Source organism: Mycobacterium shunyiense (genome assembly GCF_058270035.1).
Genome location: NZ_JBZDPT010000001.1, coordinates 352284 through 369025, shown reverse-complemented (window position 1 = coordinate 369025; position 16742 = coordinate 352284). Strand labels below are relative to the sequence as shown.

14 protein-coding genes are annotated in these 16742 nt (G+C 64.8%); 7 read left to right on the top strand and 7 right to left on the bottom strand.

Annotated features, from left to right (window positions below; genetic code table 11):
• Nucleotides 1-47: 47 nt before the first annotated feature.
• A complete protein-coding gene (locus AC4ELS_RS01860) occupies nucleotides 48-647 on the bottom strand; it encodes a TetR/AcrR family transcriptional regulator (protein ID WP_064879090.1) in 600 nt (199 codons plus the stop codon).
• An 89-nt stretch (nucleotides 648-736) separates the two neighbouring features.
• Between AC4ELS_RS01860 and AC4ELS_RS01855 the strand changes: the two genes are divergently transcribed.
• The gene (locus tag AC4ELS_RS01855) at nucleotides 737-1255 is read left to right on the top strand and encodes a methyltransferase family protein (RefSeq protein ID WP_499045485.1); all 519 of its coding nucleotides are present in this window, start codon (nucleotides 737-739) and stop codon (nucleotides 1253-1255) included.
• On the opposite strand, the gene AC4ELS_RS01850 is transcribed toward AC4ELS_RS01855, so the two are convergent.
• The 3 genes from AC4ELS_RS01850 to AC4ELS_RS01840 all read right to left on the bottom strand — a co-directional run bounded on the left by AC4ELS_RS01850 (nucleotide 1247) and on the right by AC4ELS_RS01840 (nucleotide 5273).
• Nucleotides 1247-2734, bottom strand: coding sequence for a dihydrolipoyl dehydrogenase family protein (locus AC4ELS_RS01850; protein ID WP_499045481.1), 1488 nt, complete (start codon nucleotides 2732-2734; stop codon nucleotides 1247-1249). The two genes, AC4ELS_RS01855 and AC4ELS_RS01850, sit on opposite strands and share 9 nt — an antisense overlap.
• Before the next feature lie 254 nt (nucleotides 2735-2988).
• Nucleotides 2989-3804 carry a DUF427 domain-containing protein gene (locus AC4ELS_RS01845; protein WP_499045478.1) on the bottom strand — a complete coding sequence of 272 codons (816 nt, stop codon included), beginning with the start codon at nucleotides 3802-3804 and terminating at the stop codon, nucleotides 2989-2991.
• 122 nt (nucleotides 3805-3926) lie between these two features.
• Nucleotides 3927-5273, bottom strand: coding sequence for a TetR/AcrR family transcriptional regulator (locus tag AC4ELS_RS01840; protein WP_499045477.1), 1347 nt, complete (start codon nucleotides 5271-5273; stop codon nucleotides 3927-3929).
• Between the two features lie 205 nt (nucleotides 5274-5478).
• On the opposite strand from AC4ELS_RS01840, the gene AC4ELS_RS01835 reads away from it, so the two are divergent.
• The 4 genes from AC4ELS_RS01835 to AC4ELS_RS01820 all read left to right on the top strand — a co-directional run bounded on the left by AC4ELS_RS01835 (nucleotide 5479) and on the right by AC4ELS_RS01820 (nucleotide 10718).
• Nucleotides 5479-7158: an MOSC domain-containing protein gene (locus AC4ELS_RS01835; protein WP_499045474.1), complete on the top strand. Its 1680-nt coding sequence runs from the start codon at nucleotides 5479-5481 to the stop codon at nucleotides 7156-7158.
• Between the two features lie 274 nt (nucleotides 7159-7432).
• A complete protein-coding gene (locus AC4ELS_RS01830; protein ID WP_463790098.1) occupies nucleotides 7433-7945 on the top strand; it encodes a YkgB family protein in 513 nt (170 codons plus the stop codon).
• A gap of 217 nt (nucleotides 7946-8162) precedes the next feature.
• The gene (locus AC4ELS_RS01825; protein WP_499045471.1) at nucleotides 8163-9323 is read left to right on the top strand and encodes an LLM class flavin-dependent oxidoreductase; all 1161 of its coding nucleotides are present in this window, start codon (nucleotides 8163-8165) and stop codon (nucleotides 9321-9323) included.
• A gap of 18 nt (nucleotides 9324-9341) precedes the next feature.
• Nucleotides 9342-10718 carry an NtaA/DmoA family FMN-dependent monooxygenase gene (locus AC4ELS_RS01820; RefSeq protein ID WP_499045468.1) on the top strand — a complete coding sequence of 459 codons (1377 nt, stop codon included), beginning with the start codon at nucleotides 9342-9344 and terminating at the stop codon, nucleotides 10716-10718.
• A 4-nt stretch (nucleotides 10719-10722) separates the two neighbouring features.
• On the opposite strand, the gene AC4ELS_RS01815 is transcribed toward AC4ELS_RS01820, so the two are convergent.
• Nucleotides 10723-11022 carry a hypothetical protein gene (locus tag AC4ELS_RS01815; RefSeq protein ID WP_498883483.1) on the bottom strand — a complete coding sequence of 100 codons (300 nt, stop codon included), beginning with the start codon at nucleotides 11020-11022 and terminating at the stop codon, nucleotides 10723-10725.
• Nucleotides 11023-11090: 68 nt separating this feature from the next.
• Between AC4ELS_RS01815 and AC4ELS_RS01810 the strand changes: the two genes are divergently transcribed.
• On the top strand, nucleotides 11091-12356 hold the full coding sequence (locus AC4ELS_RS01810; protein WP_448442842.1) for an HNH endonuclease signature motif containing protein: 1266 nt from the start codon (nucleotides 11091-11093) through the stop codon (nucleotides 12354-12356).
• A 22-nt stretch (nucleotides 12357-12378) separates the two neighbouring features.
• Here the strand turns inward: AC4ELS_RS01810 and AC4ELS_RS01805 are convergent, their stop codons facing one another.
• A complete protein-coding gene (locus AC4ELS_RS01805) occupies nucleotides 12379-13071 on the bottom strand; it encodes a potassium channel family protein (protein ID WP_448442997.1) in 693 nt (230 codons plus the stop codon).
• A 79-nt stretch (nucleotides 13072-13150) separates the two neighbouring features.
• Between AC4ELS_RS01805 and AC4ELS_RS01800 the strand changes: the two genes are divergently transcribed.
• Entirely contained in the window at nucleotides 13151-14647 is a 1497-nt protein-coding gene (locus tag AC4ELS_RS01800; RefSeq protein ID WP_064961162.1) for a potassium/proton antiporter, read from the top strand.
• 7 nt (nucleotides 14648-14654) lie between these two features.
• Here the strand turns inward: AC4ELS_RS01800 and AC4ELS_RS01795 are convergent, their stop codons facing one another.
• Nucleotides 14655-16640: a peptidoglycan-binding protein gene (locus tag AC4ELS_RS01795; RefSeq protein WP_499045466.1), complete on the bottom strand. Its 1986-nt coding sequence runs from the start codon at nucleotides 16638-16640 to the stop codon at nucleotides 14655-14657.
• Between the last annotated feature and the right edge of the window lie 102 nt (nucleotides 16641-16742).

Sequence of the window (16742 nt, the reverse complement as noted above, 5' to 3'; positions counted from 1 at the left end):
AAGCAAGCACAAACCCCGCCAACACGCCCGATTAATTCAGCAGGCTCCTAGGGATTTGGATCGGTCAGGTATCGCTGCACCGTCGGCCCCATCCACGCGACCAGGTCGTCGATGCTCGCCGAGGCCATCGGTTCGATCTTGAGCTGATACCGCGCGAAGGCCAGACCAACCAGGTGCACGGTGACCAACTCGACGCGCAGCTCGGCGTTGTCGACACCGAATTCCGTCGAGACCCGTTGGGCCACGGGACCGGCAAGGGTGTCGTGTAAAAGCTTGCGCGCCAAGGGGTGGATATCCGCTGACCGGAACACCGTCAGCAAGAGATCGAAGGACGCTCCCCCGTCCCACCGCTGAACGACATCGCGCACCAGCCGTGAGCCGATCTCATCGGGCCCCTCGTCGAGCAGATTCGCCAGCTGATGCAACGGATGCTGCGGGGTGTCGAGCACCGATGCATTGAACAAGCCCTCTTTGTTGCCGAAGTGGTAGTAGACCATCGCGACGTCCACGCCGGCCTCTGCGGCGATCCTGCGCACCGTCGCCTTCTCGTACCCGTCACGCATGAAGTGCTCGCGAGCCGCGTCGACGATCCGCTGCTTGTTCTGTTGGCCCGTGCGCCACCGGCCGCTACGCCCGGTCTCCGACATGGCGCAGAGTTTAGTTCAACAACCGTTGACCTATACGGAAGCCGAGGCGTAGCGTTTTCTTCAACAGCAGTTGAAGAAAGGAGCTCGACATGTCAGAACGGCGACTCTGGTGGCGGCACACCATCTCGGTGCTGATCGCCCCAGCGACGATGACGATCTTCATTCCGGCCTTGATCATCTGGACCACCGGTGCGAAAGCACCTGATCTGACCACCACTTCGGGCCTTCTGCTCGCCATCGCGGGCGCAGCATTGATCGCGTTCGGCCTGTGGTTTCTGGTGTGGACGGTGATCCTGTTCGACCGCATCGGCAAGGGCGCCCTGGCCATCGGATCCCCGGTCAACCTGGTGGTGGAAGGTCCGTATCGACACGTCCGTAACCCGATGATGACCGCGGTGTTCTGCATCCAACTCGGTACCGCGGTGGCCATGGCCTCACCATGGCTCTTCGGCTGGTTCGCACTGTTCTGCACTCTGACCGTGATCGCGATCCCGGTCTTCGAGGAACCTCACCTCCGCCGGCGGTTCGGCGCTCAGTACGACGAGTTCCGGCGCAACGTTCCGCGGTGGATTCCGCGCCCGACCGCGTGGGTTCCGGTCTCAGTCTGATCGATCGGCATCGCGGTGCGCCTCCAGCAGGCGCAGCCACACCTCACTGATGGTCGGGAAGCACGGCACCGCATGCCAGAGGCGGTCGATGGGGACCTCGCCGGCGACCGCGATCGTGGCCGAGTGCAGCAATTCGACCACCCCGGGGCCGACAAAGCTGGCCCCGACCAGGATTCTGCGTTCGAGGTCTACGACAAGCCGGGCCTGTCCGGTATAGCCGTCCGCGTAGAAGTTCGCTCCGGGAACGGTTTGACCGATGTTGACATCGACGGCCTTGACGCGATGTAACTGCCGGGCGGCCTGCGCGTAGGTCAGTCCTACCGAGCCGGCTTCGGGATCGCTGAAGAATGCCTGCGGCACGGCGAGGGTGTCTGCCGTGGCGAGATGCGGACCCCACGGCGAGTCGTCCAGCGGAAGCCCTTGTGCCCGCGTGCCGATGACGTTGCCGACGATGCGCGCCTGATATTTGCCCTGGTGGGTCAGCAACGCGCGATGGTTCGCATCACCCAGTGCGTACAACCAGTCGCCTTCGGCCTCACGGACAGTGCAGGTGTCGTCGACATCGAGCCATGATCCGGGCGACAGCCCGATCGTCTCCAGTCCGATATCGGTCGTATTCGGCGTGCGCCCGGTGGCGAAGAGGATTTCGTCGACAACGAGACTGTCCCCGTCGTCCAGGATCACTTCCACCGGTTCGGCCGGCGACGTGCGCCGCAACTCGGTGACCGTCACCTCGGTACGCACCTCGACTCCGGAAGCCGAAAGACCCTGACGGACATGGTCACCGACGAAAGTCTCCATCTTGGGAAGGAGACCGGGGGTTCGCACCAACAATGTTACTTCGGAACCGAGTCCCCGCCAGGCCGTCGCCATCTCCACTCCGACTCCCCCGCCACCGACCACCGCCAACCGTGGAGGAACATCACTGCTGTCGGTGGCCTTGCGATTCGTCCAGGGCATCGCGTCGGCCACACCGGGTATGTCGGGTAGCGCCGCCGTGCTGCCGGTACACACCGCAACCGCCTGGCGGGCCGTCAATACTCGTGAATCGCGGCCGACCGTGGTCACCGTGACACGGCGCGGGCCGTCGAGACGTCCATGGGCCCGAATCAGGTCGGCACCCATGGCGGCAACCGTTTCGGCCTGGCCGTCGTCATTCCACTCGGTCACGTATCGGTCCCGACGGCCGAACACGCCCTTCACGTCGATGGGATCCGAAACTGCCTCGCGCGCACCGTCTATGCGTTGGGCGTCGGCGATCGCGAGCACCGGACGCAAGAGCGCCTTGCTCGGAACGCACCCCCAATAAGAACATTCACCGCCGACGAGTTCGCGCTCGATAACCGCAACGGTCAGGCCGGCGGCATGGGACCGCGCGGCGACGTTCTGCCCCACCGGGCCGGCGCCCAGAACGATGACGTCGTAGATACCGGTGTCGGAGCCCTCGGCCGGTGTTGATTCCAAGTTCTGGATGGTCAATGGTCAATCCGTTCCGTGAGTAGTCGTTGGGAGGTAGTCACGTTCCTGTAGGACCCACGAGTTGCCGTCGGGATCAATGACATCCGCGAAGCTTGCGTAATCCGACCGGTTCGGGTCGGACACCGGCACGGTGACGACTTCGAGCCGGGCTTGGATCGTCACCGTTCGTCTTCTGACCGGCCGAGAATCTCTGCGGGGTCCAACCCGCGGTCGACGCCGTGCGGCATGACGATCTGTCCGGGCTCCAGTTCCAGCTACCGTCCGTCGAGCTGGACATCGACCTTGTCCGGCTCGAACGAGATGAGGTTGCGCACTCTGGCAACCTCTGTCCAGGCCTGCGTATACGACCATGCCGCCCGGCGCCGGTCGCCGATGTCGTAGTAGCTGGCCAATCCCTTGTACGGGCAGAATGTCTGCCCCTCAACAGGTTTCAGGACGGATTCGTCGACGTCCACACGGGGTACGTACCAGCGGACCGCAAATCCCGATTCATACAGCGCCAGGGGCTGGCTCGTCTCGGCGATCACCCGGTCACCGTGACGCACGATCAGGTTCCGCGACGTCGCGCGGATGTCGATGCGGTGGTACGCATCTGCCGCGTGACCGACGACGCGCTCATCCTCTTCGAAGAACGCATCCATGGCCCGCCAGGCAAACGCGAACCGGTTCTCGAGTACACCGGCGTACGAAGGAAGAGAACTGAATCGCCAGGCGGCCCGTTTGATCGTGCGCTCTGCCGACTGGGCACTGAACCATTGCACCGGTCCCAGTTCGGGGTGCTCGGTGACCACCTCTTCAACATCAAGAACCTGTGGACTGAGGTCCTCAGCAGGAAAATAAGCGACCGGATAGCGCCCCGGCTCGTGCAGCAGGACGACGTCCTGACTGTCGGCAATCCACTTGTCGCCCAACTTCACCCGCATTCGACGCCGTAGCGGTTCAGCGAACAGTAGTCGTTCCGGCAACGGTTGCGGAGTCAGGAACTGGCCAACGGATCCGGAGGCCAGTGGGCCCTGCTGCCAAGCCAGTCCCATCGAGTCATCCTCGCTCTTCGAGTTGGGAGTCCACATCGATTGATCGCAGTACGCAGACACCCAACTTCGATCATTGGGTCTTATAACCCAATATTCTGGGTCACGTCACCCACTTTTGTCCAGGGGTATCCACAATCCGGCCGGAACGCCGGGTCCGGTTAAGACTTGGCGGGGCGCCGCGAGGTCGCTCGCGTTGAACGCTTCTCAGGGGTCACCGCAAAGGACGCGACATAGTCGACCGCCGCTCCGACCACCGCACGGAACGGCCCTGGGTGACCTGTGGCGAAAGCCAGCATGGTGCCGCCCTGATGCGCAGCGACGAGCGCCACCGCCAGGTGATGCGGATCGGCCTGATCGACGAGTTCGCCCTTGCCGCGCATGGCACTCAGTCCCGAGCAGAAAAGTTCGATCCACTTTTCGTAGCCGGCGGCCAGGTCATCAAGGACTTCGGTGTCTTCGAGAAGCTCGCCGGTCAACGAGCCGTAGATGCATCCACCGAGGAGGTAAACCGTCTCCAGTTGGCGCTCACAAGCTTTGGCCCAGGAACGAATCGCGGCGAGGCTGCCGAGCTCCGAGAACTCCGGCTGCTTGTGAAATTCAAGGACATCGTCGGCGCGTGCCGCGATCACCTGCCGGGTCAGGTCCCGCTTGTCGGTGAAGTAGTGGGCGATCTGCGACCCGCTCACGCCGACGGCCCGCCGCACATCATCGAGGCTGGTGCCGCCGACCCCGTCGCGGAACATCAGTTCAGCGGCACCGTCGATGATTCGAGCCCTGGTCGCCAGCCCCTTGCGCGTGAATCGCTGCGATGCGTCGTCAATCACCACTACCGGCGTGCGCCGGCCCCGCTGCCGACGCGGAGGACGTGCGACCCGCTCGGCGGGATCAGCGGCGAATAGGCGGAGGTAATTGACCACAAACCGGAGCGTGTCATTCAGCGGCCACTCCTGGCGGTAGGCGAATGTGAGCGTGCCCGCGCCCTGATGGCCGGCGACGACCACCATCGCCAGCGCCTTGGGGTCCGCCGATGTCACAAGTATGCCGCGATCCAGCATGCGCTGAAACGACTGCTCCAGCAGGGAAATCCACTGTTCGTACCCGGCCGCCAGTGTATGCCGGGTTTGCTCGTCAGATTTCATCAGCTGACCCGCTAGCGCGTGGTAGGTCGGCGTCCCGGTGTAGCCGATCTTGCGCAGGTAGCGCATGTTGAGATCGAGCCAGCGCTCGAAGTCGTCGAAGGTGTCCAGGCCACCGAGCGCCGGCTGGCGGTGGAAACCGAGCACGACCTCCATCTGCCGTTCCATCACCGCCCGGATCAACGCCTGCTTGTCCGCGTAGTAGTGACTGAGTTGCGAACCGCTCACCGCGGCGGCTTGCCGGACCTTGTCGAGGCTCAATCCGGACAGCCCATCATCGAGGATGACCCGCGCTGCGGACTGCAGGATGCGTTCGCGGGTGGCACGGCCCTTGGCCGTAAATCCTGTGGAAGGGCCTGCGGTGTACATTTGCCAATCAGTCTACCGTCCTCCCACATCATGAGATTCACGATTGAGGCAGCACGCCGTGGCGCCCCGCGCCCGCCGATCAACGAGCGATTGACGCCACCCTCCCACGATGCGATATTGGGGGTAGGAAACCCAAAATTGCCCACCTCCGTCCTGGCCCTCTGGCGACTCGTCAAGCGCGCGGCACGGCATCTGAAGGAGCGGCATGGCACGGCTGCTTTCGGTGAATGTCGGAATGCCCAAAGATATTTCGTGGCAGGGCAAGACGATCCATACCGCGATCTACAAAGAGCCCGTCGAGGGACCCGTTCTGGTTCGCCGCCTCAATGTCGACGGCGATGGGCAGGGCGATCTCAACGGTCACGGCGGCGAGAATCGTGCAGTCATGGTCTATCAGGCCGAGTCGTATGACTACTGGCGACGCGAGTTGGGGCGCGATGACCTGTCGCCCGGGCAATTCGGCGAAAACTTCACGGTGTCCGGACTGCCGGACGACGCCGTGTGCATCGGAGATCGCTACCGGATAGGCGACGCGGAATTCGAGGTCACCCAACCCCGCGTCACCTGTTTCAGGGTGGGCATGCGCCTCGGAATAGCGGACATGCCGAGACTTCTGGTCGCGCATCACCGCCCAGGGTTCTACTTCCGGGTTGTCACCGAAGGACAGGTCTGCGCCGGCGATCAGATCGTCCAAACCCGGCAAGGCCGGCACCGGCTGTCCGTCGCGGCGGTCGACGCAATGCTCTACCTGCCAGATCCCGACAAACACGGCATGCGCCTGGCCGCCGACATCCCTGCATTGAGCCCTGGATGGGCACAGTCGTTCCATGAGCTGCTGTCGGCTGATCCGCCCGCCGAGCCCCAATCGGCTTGGCAGGGCTTTCGTCCGATGCGCATCGGCGCCATCCGCCGCGAGACCAGCGACGTAGCGTCATTCGAGCTGCGAGCGGACGGCTCCCTCCCCGCTCCGCTGCCGGGCCAGTACGTGACTATCCGCATCGCGGAACCCGGGCAACCCCCGGCCCTACGCAGCTATTCACTATCGGGAGCCCCAGCGGGTGGCAGGTACCGAATCAGCGTGAAGCGAGAGCCTCACGGCTTGGTCAGCCAGTGGTTCCATCACACGGCCACCGTCGGCACCGCTGTGGACGTCGGGGCCCCGCGTGGGGATTTCCGCCTTGTCGATTCCCCGGGCCCGCTCATCCTGATGTCGGCAGGCATCGGTGTCACGCCGGTGCTGGCGATGCTGCATCACCTGGCGACCACGTCCAGCTCCCGACGCGTCATCTGGGTCCACACCACGCATGACGAGTCCTCGCACGCGTTCCGCGACGAGATCACCATGCTGTTGATGGCACTGCCGAATGCCGAACGGCACGACTTCTACACTGCGGCGCCCGGCAGGCGCCTGGATGACGCGCAGGTCGCCGCACTCGCCTTGCCGGCCGATGCCACCGCTTTCCTCTGTGGACCGTCGAAGTTCATGGAAGATATGACCTCTACTCTGACCGCTGTTGGGATCACGCGCATCCACTCGGAGTTATTCGGTGCTCGGCCGGCGGTGAACCCGGGATCACTACCCACGGCGCAGGTACGTCGTCCGCACCCTCCGGGCGGCGAACCCGGAACCGGCGCTGCGGTGACATTCGCCCGCGCAGGACTGACCGTGCCCTGGTCGCCTCGGCACCGCACCGTGCTGGAACTGGCCGAGGCCTGCGATGTCCCCACGCAGTACTCCTGCCGCAGCGGCGTATGCCATCTATGTGTGACCGAGGTGATCAGTGGCGGCTTCGATTACGTGACCGATCCACTTGACCCACCCGGACCCGGGTCGGCCCTCATCTGCTGCGCTGCGCCGGCCAGCGACCTGGTCTTGGACCTGTAGAACCGCTAGGACATTCCCAGCGACCCGCGAAGATCGCTCTCACACTCGGTCGACTGCCTGCCACCCGACTTAACACCTTGACTGGGTCATACACCCCAATACTGCTCTTAGAAGCACGGCTGCACGCCGAGAATTGGACGCATTTCCCCACATCGATTGCACGAAAGACCGCCGCGCGTCCGGTCCCGATCCCCAAATTGGGTTGCATAACCCATTTTTTGGGCTACATTGATCTACATCACCACGCAGCACTACCTATTCGCAGAGGATCACCATGACGACATCGTCAAGCCGAACGAAACTACTTGACACAATCAATATTTCGACGATCGACACAATCGCGGCCATCCTTGGGCGCTACGGCCTCGTAGTGGTCATCGGGTGGATCGGCGCCCTCAAATTCGCGGACTTCGAAGCTCAACAGATCCAGCCCCTGGTTGCCCACAGCCCGTTCATGGGTTGGCTGTACAACTTTCTTCCGGTTTACCCGTTCTCTGCGCTGCTCGGCGTGTTCGAGCTGACCGCGGCCGCACTCATCGCGATCAAGCCACTCGCGCCGAAGCTGTCGATAGCCGGCAGCTTGCTGGCGATACTGCTCTTCCTCGCCACTGTCAGCTTTCTGTTCACCACTCCCGGAGTCACCGAACCCAAGGGCGGCGGGTTTCCCGCGTTGTCCATGACAGGCGAGTTCCTGCTGAAAGACATCCCCCTACTCGGACTCTCCTTCTGGACGCTGTCAGACTCCATCAAATCTGCACGCCGGCGGGCAACCACAGCTCAGCAGTAGTCCGTTGTGTCCGAACGGGGGGCTGACACATCGTCCGCCCGGCCGTTCGCCGCCCGAGGTCCCTGAAAAGCGACCGCACGCACTTTCGCATCACCCTGCGTCGATCTCTTCAGGCAGGTCAGACTGGGTTGGACACTCGCGACAGCTCCCGCCCGGGATTACCCGGGTGTGAGCTCGCGTTGACGCCAGAGACCGCGACTGAAAGTGAGAACCGTCGATGGGCACTCCACTGCACCTCGCCGTCGCACTCGATGGCACCGGCTGGCACCCGGCTTCCTGGCGCGAGCCGCTGGCCCGCCCTGCCGAAACACTCACCCCGCGGTACTGGACGGACCTCGTCAGCCAGGCCGAACGCGGCCTGCTCGATTTCGTCACGATCGAAGACGGACTCACCCTCCAGTCCGACCATCCCTTCCGCCCCGATGACCGCACCGACCGGATACGCGGACGCCTCGACGCCGTACTGATCGCGTCCCGCGTCGCACCCCGCACCCGCCACATCGGTCTGGTGCCCACCGTCATCACCACCCATACCGAGCCGTTCCACGCGTCCAAGGCGATCGCCACCCTCGACTACGTCAGCACCGGCCGCGCCGGGGTGCGGGTCCAGGTGGCCTCCCGTCGGGATGCCGCAGCGCATTTCGGCCGACGCCGCCTGCCCGAGGAGCGTTCGGTGCTGAGTGCAGAGTTGTTCGACGAGGCGGGCGACTACGTGGAGGTGTTGCGTCGGCTGTGGGACAGCTGGGAGGACGACGCCGAGATACGCGACGTGGCCACCGGACGATTCATCGATCGGAACAAGCTGCACTACATCGATTTCCAGGGCGCCTCGTTCTCCGTCAAAGGCCCCTCGATCACCCCGCGGCCGCCGCAGGGGCAGCCTGTCGTCGCCGCGCTCGGCCACGTCGACCCCGCCTACCGACTCATCGCCGGCAGCGCCGATGTCGCCTTCGTCACCCCGCACAGCACCGATGAGGTCACCGCTCTCATCGATACCATCGCCGCATCGCGACCTGCCGATGCCGCTGCGGTGCGGGTGTTCGCCGACCTGGTGGTATTCCTTGACGACACGCCTGGCGCGGCACGCGCACGACGCGAACGCCTCGACGAACTCGCCGGAGTCGAATACCGCAGTGACGCTGAGATTTTCGTCGGAACGCCAGCGCAGCTCGCCGACCTGCTGGAAGGCTGGCATACCGCCGGTGCCACGGGTTTCCGGTTGCGTCCGGCCGCACTCCCGCACGACCTGCAGCAGATCACCGAAGTGTTGGTCCCCGAGCTGCAGCGCCGCGGCATGTTCCGCCAGTCTTACGAAGCATCCACCCTTCGCGGCCTGCTGGGCCTACCCCGCCCCGCCAACCGCTACAGCACCGTCTGACGTCGACAGGACACGCGCATGAGCAAGCCCGTCAAGCAGATTCATCTGGCCGCGCACTTCCCCGGGGTCAACAACACCACGGTGTGGAGCGACCCCGAATCCGGCAGCCACATCGAGTTCGATTCGTTCGTGAAGTTCGCGCAGGCCGCCGAGCGCGGCAAGTTCGACTTCATGTTCCTGGCCGAGGGGCTGCGTCTACGTGAACAGGGCGGCCAGATCTACGACCTCGACGTGGTGGGACGCCCCGACACCTTCACGGTGCTGGCCGCGCTGGCCGCGGTAACCGACCGGCTCGGCCTGACCGGCACCATCAACTCGACCTTCAACGAACCATACGAGGTGGCAAGGCAATTCGCCTCGCTCGACCACCTCTCCGACGGCCGGGCCGCATGGAACGTCGTCACCTCGTGGGATGCGTTCACCGGGGAGAACTTCCGCCGCGGCGGCTTCCTGCCGGAGAGCCAGCGCTACGAGCGGGCCGAGAGCTTCCTGGCCGCCGCCAACACCCTGTTCGATTCCTGGCGGGGCGACGAGATCGTCGCCGACAAGGACAGCGGTATCTTTCTGTCCGATTCCACCGCCGGCGAGTTCGCCTACCACAATGATCATTTCGACATCAGCGGTCGATTCAACGTCCCGCGAAGCCCACAGGGACGCCCGGTGATCTTCCAGGCCGGGGACTCCGACCGCGGACGCGAGTTCGCCGCCGCGGCCGCCGACGCCATCTTCTCGCGGTACGGGACGCTGGAAGACGGCCAGAAGTTCTATGCCGACGTCAAGGGTCGCCTGGCCAAATACGGCCGTCGCCACGACCAGTTGGTGATCCTGCCCGCGGCCACCTTCGTGCTCGGCGACACCGACGCCGAAGCTGCTGAGTTGGCCCACGAGGTCCGTCTGGCCCAGGTCTCCCCCGCCACCGCGATCAAGTTCCTCGAACAGCTGTGGAACCGTGACCTCACCGATCACGACCCCGACGGCCCGTTACCCACCGTCGACCCACTGGTCGGCGAGAACACCATCGCCAAGGGCCGCGCCAGCGTGCGTATCCACCGCGACCCGATCGCCGTCGCCAACGAGTGGCGCGCCAAGGCCGAAGCCGAGAACCTGACCACCCGCGAGCTCATCATCGAGGTCACCGGGCGACAGAACTTCGTCGGCTCGGCCGCCACCATTGCCGAATCCATCAACCATCTCGTGCAATCCGATGCCAGCGACGGCTTCATCCTGGTCCCCCACGTCACGCCGGGCGGGCTCGACCCGTTCGTCGATCACGTCGTACCGCTACTGCAGGAGCACGGTGTGTTCCGCACCGACTACGAGGGGACGACGCTGCGAGAACATCTGGGCCTGGAGCTGCCCCAGCCGCGCCAGGAACGCACAGCCGCAACAGGTTAGGCCTCTACTCGGGTGCGTCGGGCTCGGTGCGGTCCTTGTACTCCCAGCTCGCCCCCGCAGTGAGTGTGCCGGGTACGAGCTCAGTGCGCCCGGCATCGCGCACATGCACCGTCTGCGCGAGGATCTCGTCGGGCTTGCCGCCGATCACGATGACCGGGTGCTCGTATTCGATGCCGTAGAGCTTGAGCGCGGCATGCACGGCGTGTGCGGCGGCCTTACCGCGCGACATCTTCGCGTTCGAGTTGACTCTGATCACCAGCCGGCGTTCCGGCGCTTCGGTACCCTCGGCGTCTTCGGCATCCATGGCCATCAGCCTAAAGCCACCATGTTGTACGACCCGAACTTGTCGTACCCCTCTGCTTTGATGGTGTCATGTCTTCGGGCGCAGCTTCTTTCACTGGTGGGGTGAGCCCAGTGCAGCGGCTGGAGATGTTGTTCGACGAGGTCGCCGAGCTGACCGGCCAACGCAACGCGATCGACGCACGCATCGTGGAGATCGTCGCCGAGATGGATCGCGACGAACTGTGCGGCGCCACCGGCGCTCGCTCCATCCAAGCGTTGGTGGCCTGGAAAACCGGCATCGCTCCACGCAACGCCGAATCCGTCGTGGCCGTCGCACGTCGACTCGAAGAATTCCCCCGCTGTGCGCAAGGGATGCGTGAAGGCAGGCTGTCGCTGGATCAGGTCGGGGTGATCGCCGAAAAAGCCGCCGACGGCTCCGATGAGCACTACGCCGAGTTGGCCGCCGTCGCCACCGTCCGCCAGTTGCGTACTGCGGTCAAGCTGGAACCACGCCCCGAACCCGAAACCCGGCCCGAACCGGAGCGTTCGATCACCAAGAACGTCGAGGACGAGTACACCACCTGGCGAATCCGGTTGCCGCGGTTGGACGCGGCGAAATTCGACACCGCACTGCAGTCGCACCACGATGCGGTGATCGCCGACTGGAAACGCGACCACGACACCGACGGTGAACCGGCGTCAGATCAGGCACCGCCGTTCCCCAAGCTGGTGGATGCGTTCATGAGCCTGATCGATGCAGGGTGGGACGTCGAGACGGCACGCCGCCCGCACGGACAGCACACCGCCGTGGCCGTACATGTCGACCTGGACAAGCACGGCGACAAACCCGTCGCCGCACTGCATCTGGGGCCGCTGCTCACCGACGACGAACGAAGCTACCTACTGTGCGATGCCACCTGTGAGGCCTGGTTCGAACGCCGCGGCCAGGTGATCGGCGCAGGCCGCACCACCCGCACCATCAGCCGCCGCCTCCGCCGGGCACTCGAACACCGCGACCGGTGCTGTGTGGTCCCGGGCTGCGGATCCACCCGTGGATTGCACGCCCATCACATCGTGCATTGGGAAGACGGTGGGCCGACCGAACTGAACAACCTGGTGCTGGTGTGCCCGTTTCACCACCGGTTGCACCACCGGGGCGGCATCACGATCACCGGCCCCGCCGACCGGCTCGTGGTCGCCGACAGCGCCGGCAAACGGTTGCCGGGCGGGTCGTTGGCCCGCCCGTCCACGACACCCCCACCTGTCGTCCCGCCGTGCCCCGGACCTACCGGTGAGCGCGCCGACTGGTGGTGGTACCAACCGTTCCAACCCAAACCACCGCCTAAAGTCGCTTAGCCCAGGGCCACCTCGAGGCCAGTCACGGCTCGTCAGACACCACTTCCCGCAGGAACTCCCCGCCATGGATCGCAGCGAGCAGTGAGTTCTCCGAGGTGCGGTTGGCGGTGAAGAGCAACTCGTCGCCGGCTTCGAACACATCGTCAAGCTTGGGCAACCTGACCTTGTTTCCGCGGACGATGGTGACCAGCGCGGTATCCACCGGCAGGTCCAGCCGGTCCACCCGCTGACCGACCACCGGGTTGTCTTCTGGCAGCGTGAGTTTGGTCAACTCGACACGACCGCCGCGCAACATCATCAACCGCACCAGGTGCCCGACATCGATGGCACCCTCGATGCCGGCGACCAACGAGCCCGGCGTCGACACCGCGACATCGATACCCCAATCCTGTCCGAACAGCCACTGGTTGCGGATGTCGTTGATCCGGGCCACCACCCGCGGCACCCCGAACTCGGACTTGGCCAGCAACCCGACCACGAGATTGGACTTGTCGTCACCGGTCGCGGCGATCAGCACGTCGGCGGTTTCGATCCCGGCACCCTCCATCGCCGAGAGCTCACACGCGTCGGCCAGCAGCCAATCCGCACCCGGCACCGTGTGCGGTTCGTAGCGCCGGTACAGCTGCTCGATCAGCAGGACCTTGTGGCCGTTGTCGAGCAATTCACGGGCCACGGAGCGACCCACATTGCCCGCACCGGCAACCACGACTCGCATCTTCCGTTCGCCCACTCCGCCATTTTCCCCTATCGGCACGGCACACTCGCGGCCCTTCTGCCTGATTAACTAATTCTCGATGAGCCTGAACCAGCTGTACCTGACCTTGCTGACCGGCGGCATCGTGCTGCTGGCGAGCATCATCGGCACGCGCGTGGCGACCCGCATCGGCTTCCCCAGCCTGCTGTTTTTCCTGGCAGTCGGCATGGTGCTGGGCGTCGACGGGATCGGGCTGGACTTCCACAACGTCGAGCTGGCCCGCAACGTGTGCACCACGGCGTTGGCGATCGTGCTCGTCGAGGGCGGCTTGACGACCCGGTTCTCCGATATCCGAGGGGTGCTGGCGCCCGCGGGCGTGCTGGCCACCCTCGGCGTGGTGATCAGCACCGCCATCACCGCCGTCGGCGCGCATCTGCTTCTGGGAGTGGACTGGCAACTCGCGCTGCTGCTCGGGGCGATCGTGTCCTCCACAGATGCGGCCGCGGTGTTCTCGGTGCTGCGGATCCTGCCGTTGCCCCGACGCCTGGCCGGTCTGCTGGAAGCAGAGTCCGGCTTCAACGATGCCCCCGCGGTCATCCTGGTGCTGACGTTCAGCGTGGTGCCGTTCGTATTCCACCCCGAGGGCGCCATCACCGACCTGCTCTACGAACTGGTCACCGGCTCTCTGCTCGGCTTGGGTGTGGGGTTCGCCGGAGCGTTCGCCTTGCGCCGCATCGCACTGCCGGCCTCGGGGCTCTACCCGATCGCCACCTTCGGGTTGGGCTTCATCGCATTCGCCGCCGCGGGCAGCGCCCATGCGAGCGGCTTCATCGCCGCCTACCTGTCCGCAGTGGTGCTGGCCAACTCCGGCCTGCCACACAAATCAGCCACCCGATCGTTCGCCGAGGGAGTCGGCTGGCTGGCCCAGATCGGACTGTTTGTCCTCCTCGGGTTGCTGGTGAACCCGCACGATCTGGCCGGCGACATCATCCCGGCGATCGTCATCGGGCTGGTGCTGTTGCTGATCGCGCGGCCGGTGTCGGTGATCCTGTCACTGGCCGGATTCCGCATCCCGCTGCGCGAACAGCTCTTCCTGTCATGGGCGGGCTTACGCGGTGCGGTGCCGATCGTGCTCGCCACGTTTCCGATCGTCGCGGGCGTGCCCGACAGCTACCGACTACTCAACATCGTGTTCGTGCTCGTGGTGATCTTCACCCTGATACAGGCGCCCAGCATCCGATTCGTGGCCAACGCGCTCGGGCTGATCACCCGCGACATCACCCGCGAGATCCAAGTCGAAGCCGCACCGCTGGACGTGCTCGACGCCGAGCTGTTGACCATGACAGTGCAGCCCCATTCCCGGCTGCACAACGTCACCATCCTCGAACTGCGGCTGCCCGACCCGGCAGTCATCACGCTGATCATCCGCAACGGCCGCACCTTCGTTCCGCTGCCGGACACCCGCATCGCCGTCGGCGACGAACTGCTCATCGTCACCACCAGCAAGACACGGACGGCGGCCGAAGCCCGGCTGCGCGCGGTGAGCCGGCGCGGCAAGCTCGCCTACTGGTTCGACGAATACGGGCTTGAGGACTGACGTCCGATCAGGCGGGACCGGATACGCATTGTCGCCACGTGGCCGGCCCGACGACGCCGTCGACGTCGATGGCGCGGCTCTTCTGGAACTTGCGCACCGCCGCGTCGGTGATCGGGCCGAAGTCGCCGTCGACATCGATGGGGGTGGCCTGACTCAGGTTCACCCTTACCTGCACTGCCTTCACGGCCTCACCGGTGCTACCCGGGCGGACCGTGACGAACAGCCGAGTCCAGGTGACCGGTCCCACGATGCCGTCGACCTTGACGCCCTGACTGCCTTGGAACACCCGCACCGCCGCGTCGGTGAGCGGACCGAAGTCGCCGTCGACTTTCAGACCGAAACCCCTCGCGCGCAACAGATGCTGCAGGATCTTGACGAAGGCACTGTCGGTGCCCAAGCGCAGTTCGATCATCGTGTCCTGTTGCGCGGGGTCGTCGGTGAGCGGGTTGAGCAACTCGGCTCGCCCGTCGAAAGCGAACAGCAGCAAGTCCGTCATGCGGAAGGTGAGCCGATCGGGCCCCAGGTTGGGACGCCAATGTGGCTCACGCACAATGGAATACTTGCTTCCTTCCATCGCCTGGTGGAACACCTCGGCCACAATGCGCCCACCTACGCCGGTGAGCCGCCCTCCACCGAACACCTCGGCTTCCCGCAGGATGTAGAACCACAATGGAGTGTTGGCGACCAGTTCGTTGCCCAACGCGGCAGAAAGACCGTTCAACTGGGCACCCCCGTTGCCCTTGAGGATCTGCTCGGCGTTGAGCGCGGTGACGTTGGCGAGTGCTGCCATCTGCTGGCCGCTGGCGAGCTTGACCATGTTGGCCCGCATGAGGTTCCGGAACGCCAGGTAGGCCTGAAGCGGCGGTACCGGGACATTGGGGTCGCCGCCGAATGAACCCGGCGGGAGGGTCGCGAGCGGATCCGTCAGTCTGGTGTCGATCCTGAGCGCCCGGTTGAACTTGGCCTTCGGCACCACCAGGTCGGGACGCCCCGCCTCGGCGAAGTCGTACAACCGGCGGAAGTCGGCGATCCACGTGGACGGCAAGGGACTGTTGCCCGATAGTCCACCGCTGGTTCCCGAGAAAGCGAACAGCGCCGACAGAGTTCCTTGCCCGTTGTCGAAGATCTTGTTCCAGTTGTAGGCCGAGCGAACCATACTGTGGCCCATGCGAAATGCTGCGACGGAGAACTCGATCGGCATGGTGGGGCTATCGCCTGGAATCGGTGATTTCTCGAAGAGCTTGCGACCGTGGGTGAAGACGTCGTGCACGATTCCGGGGTCGACGATCTTCGGTAGATAATCGTGTAGCAACATCCACTGGTAATGCTTGACGACGCGCGCCCGCGCCGTCTCGAACACTGCCGGAGCGGGAACCGGGCCGAGGGTGTCGAGCACCCGGTTGTGGAACCTGATGAAGGCAAGGTGGGTCTGGGCCACCACCAGGTTCTCATCGTTGCGATGGTCAGGTATCACCGCCGTCTTCCGCGCCGGGTCGCGCGGCAGGTCGAAGCCGTCGAACCCAGGCAGGATCGGGCCCTGCCCGATGGTGCTGCCCATCTTCAGGTGCAGCCCGTCGGTGTAGAACTGCGGGTCTTTGACCGGACCGCGCTCGTAGAGCGAATCGAGATCGAGTGTGGGCGAACGGCCCTGGACAAGCTCGTCGACCGTGAGGTCCGATCCGAGCGGAGCGACAGTGTCGTCCCTCGTCAGGTCGTGATCGGCGAACTGACCCAGATACGTGTATCCGGCCGGAATCTCACCGTCCTGATCCGACGGCGGTTCGGTCATCGCCTTGGCCAATTCAGTGATCAACCCGACGCTGGCCGGCGTGCCTTTCGGCCCGATGCGCGAGAAGCGGAACTTGCCGAGCAAAGCTGTATCGGATATCCGTGTCACCGCCTCCGCCGCCAGGGTGCGGGTTTCGTCAGCCGTTTCCGGCGTCACCAAACCCTCACCGACGATGTAGAAGCTGTCTCGACCGTGACGCGTCATGATGCCCCCCGCAATGCGATGACTGTTGGTGATCGCCAGTCAACTCCGGGCACCGCGGCGTTGGCGTGAGTAGTGCGCTACCCGAATTCAGCCCACGCCGGC

Coding starts and splice junctions, on each gene's coding strand:
- AC4ELS_RS01795 (WP_499045466.1), bottom strand. CDS start 16,640: ATGACGCGTCACGGTCGAGACAGCTTCTACATCGTCGGTGAGGGTTTG.
- AC4ELS_RS01830 (WP_463790098.1), top strand. CDS start 7,433: ATGACGACATCGTCAAGCCGAACGAAACTACTTGACACAATCAATATT.
- AC4ELS_RS01860 (WP_064879090.1), bottom strand. CDS start 647: ATGTCGGAGACCGGGCGTAGCGGCCGGTGGCGCACGGGCCAACAGAAC.
- AC4ELS_RS01825 (WP_499045471.1), top strand. CDS start 8,163: ATGGGCACTCCACTGCACCTCGCCGTCGCACTCGATGGCACCGGCTGG.
- AC4ELS_RS01840 (WP_499045477.1), bottom strand. CDS start 5,273: ATGTACACCGCAGGCCCTTCCACAGGATTTACGGCCAAGGGCCGTGCC.
- AC4ELS_RS01815 (WP_498883483.1), bottom strand. CDS start 11,022: ATGGATGCCGAAGACGCCGAGGGTACCGAAGCGCCGGAACGCCGGCTG.
- AC4ELS_RS01810 (WP_448442842.1), top strand. CDS start 11,091: ATGTCTTCGGGCGCAGCTTCTTTCACTGGTGGGGTGAGCCCAGTGCAG.
- AC4ELS_RS01805 (WP_448442997.1), bottom strand. CDS start 13,071: ATGCGAGTCGTGGTTGCCGGTGCGGGCAATGTGGGTCGCTCCGTGGCC.
- AC4ELS_RS01845 (WP_499045478.1), bottom strand. CDS start 3,804: ATGTGGACTCCCAACTCGAAGAGCGAGGATGACTCGATGGGACTGGCT.
- AC4ELS_RS01820 (WP_499045468.1), top strand. CDS start 9,342: ATGAGCAAGCCCGTCAAGCAGATTCATCTGGCCGCGCACTTCCCCGGG.
- AC4ELS_RS01855 (WP_499045485.1), top strand. CDS start 737: ATGTCAGAACGGCGACTCTGGTGGCGGCACACCATCTCGGTGCTGATC.
- AC4ELS_RS01800 (WP_064961162.1), top strand. CDS start 13,151: ATGAGCCTGAACCAGCTGTACCTGACCTTGCTGACCGGCGGCATCGTG.
- AC4ELS_RS01835 (WP_499045474.1), top strand. CDS start 5,479: ATGGCACGGCTGCTTTCGGTGAATGTCGGAATGCCCAAAGATATTTCG.